The following is a 3,926-nucleotide window of genomic DNA, read 5'->3' as shown; positions in this document are numbered from 1 at the left end:
GCTGTCAGCGCTCGAGACTGGCGGCTGCGCCGCTTTGCTTCGAGCGCTGACAGCAGACGCGGGCCGAACCCTTTGTGGGTCTCGCTGAACTCGGCGCTGTGGAGAGGCCGGGCCGGGTTTCGCGGGCGCGTGCCATCGACAAGGACATCGTCGGCTGGGATATTGCGCGGGCCCGGGGCGCGCCGATTGCGCGCAAAAGGGTCCGGTGGGGGTGGCCGGCGACGAGAATACGCGGATGGGACGCGATGCAGCGGGGGCTCGCGAGCGTAAACGGCACGGTCGGCATTACACGCCCGCCGACCTGGCGGGGTTCCTGGCCGAGCGGGTGGTGACGCGGGTTGCGGCGGGGCGGCCGGCGATACGGGTGCTGGATCCCGCGTGTGGGGCGGGTGAGCTGCTGTTCGCGATGCGGCAGGCGCTGGACGCGCGTTTTCCCGGAACCCGGGTGGAGCTGGTGGGGTACGACCTCGATCCGGACGGGCTGGCGGTGGCGCGGCGGCGGGCCACGGGCGACGGGGTGATGGCGCAGTGGCGGCGAGGCGATTTTCTGGCCGAATGCACGGGGTTGGCCGGTGAATCGTTCGACGCGGTGATCGCGAATCCGCCGTATGTGCGCACTCAGCAGCTGGGTGGGGCGGCGGCGGAGGCGCTGCGGGGGCAGTTCGGGTTGCGGGGGCGGATCGATCTGACCCACCCGTTCGTGGCGGCGTTGCCGCGGCTATTGGTCCCCGGGGGTGTGCTGGGGCTGTTGTGCGCGAATCGATTCCTGACCACGAAGGCGGGTGCGAATCTGCGGTCCGTGCTGCTGGGGGAGCTGTCGCCGGTGGAGTTGTACGACCTCGGTGACACGAAGCTGTTCGAGGCGGCGGTGTTGCCGGCGGTGACGATCGCGGTGCGGGGCGGGGCACGCGGAACGTGCCGGTACGTCTCGGTATACGAGGACGAACTGCGAGGGGACGGCGGTGACCAGGTCGCGTATCCGGTGGACGGGTCGGTAGGAGTTCGGGAGTTGCGAGGACGGCCGCCCGGCGCCGGTACGGCTATCCCGCCGGACGGATCGGTGTCGGGCTGGGTCGGCTCCGATCGGGTGGATGACCGTGGTCTGTTCGCGGCACTGTGCGGCGAGGCCGACGCCACGGTGCGGCGGCAGGGCCGCAGGTTCGCTGTGACGGTGGGGGAGCTGGAAACAGCGGCGGGGCCGGAAGCGGCCGCGGTGGGGTGGCGGATGGCCCGGGTGGGGCACGACGACTGGTTGCGCTCGGTCTCGGAGCGTATGTGGCATACGTTCGGGGACCTCGGACGTATCCGGGTGGGGATCAAGACCAATGCCGACCGTGTTTTCATCGCCGCGCAGTGGGGCGATCCCGCCGAGGAACCGGAATTGCTGCGCGATCTGATCACCCATCACGATCTGCGGCCCTGGCGGATCGAGCGGGTGCGCGCCACCCGGGTGCTCTACCCGTACGAGCCGGACCGGACCCGGCGGGTGCCGGTGGATCTGTCCCGCTATCCGCGAACCGCCGCCTACCTGGAACAGCACCGGGAACTGCTGGCCGCACGCGGTTATCTCACCGGTGCGGGCCGGCAGTGGTTCGAGCACTGGGTGCCGCAGCGCCCGCATCTGTGGCGGGTGCCCAAGGTGGTGTTCCCCGATATCAGCGACCGGCCGCGGTTCGCGCTCGACCGGTCGGGCGCGGTGGTCAACGGCGACTGCTACTGGATCTCATTGGCCGATCTGGGCGGCGACAGCGGGGCCGAGGATCTCGCGTGCCTGATGATGGGGGTGGCGAATTCGGCGCTGGGACTGCGATTCTACGACGCGGTCTGCGGTAACCGGCTGTACTCCGGACGCCGACGCTGGATAACCCAGTACGTATCGCGGCTGCCGCTACCGGACCCCGCGACGCCCGCCGCGGCCGCGATCGTGCGGCGGGTCCGGATGCTGGCCGAGAACGCCGCCGCCGATATGCCGGGTGAGCCGGAACTGGACGACCTCGTGAACCGGGCCTTCGCGTTGTGACGGCGAATCTCGGCGGCATCCGGGGCACGGCCTGACGTTTCGGGAGCTGGGACAGACCGCCCGGATATCGAGCCGATCGCTACTCCGCGTCGCCCCGAAGCAACTGGAAGGTCGATACCGGTACGCCGGCTTGCCGGCTCGCGGCCAACGCCCGATCCCAGTGGCTGTGCACCGCGCGGGACAGTTCCGTGTCCACGCCGGCGGCAGCGGTGGTCTGCACAACGTGCCGGGCACCTGCCGTCATCATGCGCAGATGGCCGATGTCACGCCATCCGCCGGTGGCTGCCATGGCCGCCACCGCGGTGTACAACTCCGTCATATCGCCCATCGATCGCTGCGCGTAGGGAAGGAACCGCTCGATCGGTTCGCCCGAACGTTCGATCATGGCCAGGGCCTGCTCGAACGCCAGCAGCCCCGACTGGAACATGGCGAGGACGGCCTGGTAGTACAGCTGCGCAGTCCGGATATCGGCACCGAGGTACTCGGGACGTCCGAGCGGACGGAGCACCTCGGCGCATGTATCGAAGACCTCGCGGGGGCCGCTGTAGAAGATGTAGGCATCCGCGCCCCCGACGCCCGCGCTGTCGGCCATAACCCCTCCGGCGAGGAATCGACCGCCTCGTGCACTGACCCAGGCTTGTGCCGCGCCGGTCTCCGCCGGCGAATCCGATGAGAGGTTGACCACGACCTTGCCGGGTAGGTGATCGACGGCAGGTTCGAGCACTTCGTACATGGCCGCGTAATCCGTCAGGCTGACCACGATCACTTCGCCGGCGTCCAGCGCCTGTGCGACGGTATGGGCACGTTCGGCACCGAATTCCGCCATAGCGTCGGCCTTTTCCGGGCTTCGGTTCCACACGGTGACCGCGCGGCCCGCGGCGCGCAGTGATTCGACCATGGCCCGTCCCATCGGGCCCAGCCCGATAACGGTCACAGAACCGGCTGTTCGAGACATGGTGATCGCTCCTCACGGATCGGCGTGGAATCGGCTGAGCGCCGGACCCGATCCTGATCGCCGCGATACGGTCGGGCAAGACCGCACCTCGAGGTCCGGTTACCAACCTCGAGGTTCGGAACGAGGTCGGAAGGCCGCGCTCGCGCAGGGAGTGAGCTGGATCACCCGTTATCCGCCGGCCGAGGGTGCGTCCGGCCTCTCGTCTCTCGCCGGCGGTGAAGCTCGGAGCCGGCCGGGCTCAGCCGGTGGTGTGCCCGGACACCATCGGCAGCAGGGTGCGGCGGGCGAATTCGCGGCCCGCGGCCTCGTCCTCGATGGGGATGAGGCCGTCGGGGGTGAGCGCCAGCGACTGGGCCAGCCGGGCCATGATCTCGGCGACCAGGTCGGGATCGAAATCGACGCCGGCGCCGTGTTCGTGCAGTTCGCGCAGTTTGGCGGCGAGGTAGGTGCGGCCGAGAGCCAGGATGGGGGCGGCCTCGGTGGTGAGGCGGGGCAGGATCAGATCCGGCTCGGTGCGCAGCAGGCGCAGCAGCAGCGGGTTCCCGGCGATCGCCGAGATGAAGGCGACGAAGATCTCGACCAGCTGGTCCTCGGAGCCGGCCACGCCCCGTACCCGGTTGTCGATTTTGGTGACGAACCGCTGCGCCTCCCGGATGGTCACCGCTTCCACCAGGTCGCTCTTGGATTCGAAGCGCCGGTACAGCGTGGCCGGGCTGATCCCGGCCCGCCGGGCGATCTCACCCATGCTGGTGCGTTTGATCCCGAAGTCCAGGAACGCCGATAACGCGCTGTCGAGGATCTTCCCGCTGTCGGCGGCGGGTTCGGCCAGGATGCGCTGCAGGATCGGCGGTACGGGTGGCATGGTTACCACACCCTATCGGACCGGTTTCGCGCGATATGACCTGCGCGTTGGTTTCGTGCCCGGTATCACTCCGGCGGGAGATCGAGTTC

General features: G+C 69.3%; 3 protein-coding genes. 1 reads left to right on the top strand and 2 read right to left on the bottom strand.

Translation table 11 applies throughout. The features are described 5' to 3' along the window. Positions 1-235: 235 nt before the first annotated feature. The gene (locus tag ACWDU1_RS30365; protein WP_450003726.1) at positions 236-2,020 is read left to right on the top strand and encodes an Eco57I restriction-modification methylase domain-containing protein; all 1,785 of its coding nucleotides are present in this window, start codon (positions 236-238) and stop codon (positions 2,018-2,020) included. 79 nt (positions 2,021-2,099) lie between these two features. Here the strand turns inward: ACWDU1_RS30365 and ACWDU1_RS30360 are convergent, their stop codons facing one another. Both ACWDU1_RS30360 and ACWDU1_RS30355 read right to left on the bottom strand, forming a co-directional pair. Then, positions 2,100-2,975, bottom strand: a complete 876-nt coding sequence (locus ACWDU1_RS30360; RefSeq protein ID WP_450003724.1) for an NAD(P)-dependent oxidoreductase — start codon at positions 2,973-2,975, stop codon at positions 2,100-2,102. 238 nt (positions 2,976-3,213) lie between these two features. Further along, positions 3,214-3,837, bottom strand: a complete 624-nt coding sequence (locus ACWDU1_RS30355; protein WP_450003722.1) for a TetR/AcrR family transcriptional regulator — start codon at positions 3,835-3,837, stop codon at positions 3,214-3,216. Positions 3,838-3,926: the final 89 nt, after the last annotated feature.

It is taken from the genome of Nocardia sp. NPDC003345 (genome assembly GCF_053589395.1).
Note: the sequence above shows the minus strand (reverse complement) of the source record. Positions and strands in the feature narration are given on the sequence as shown.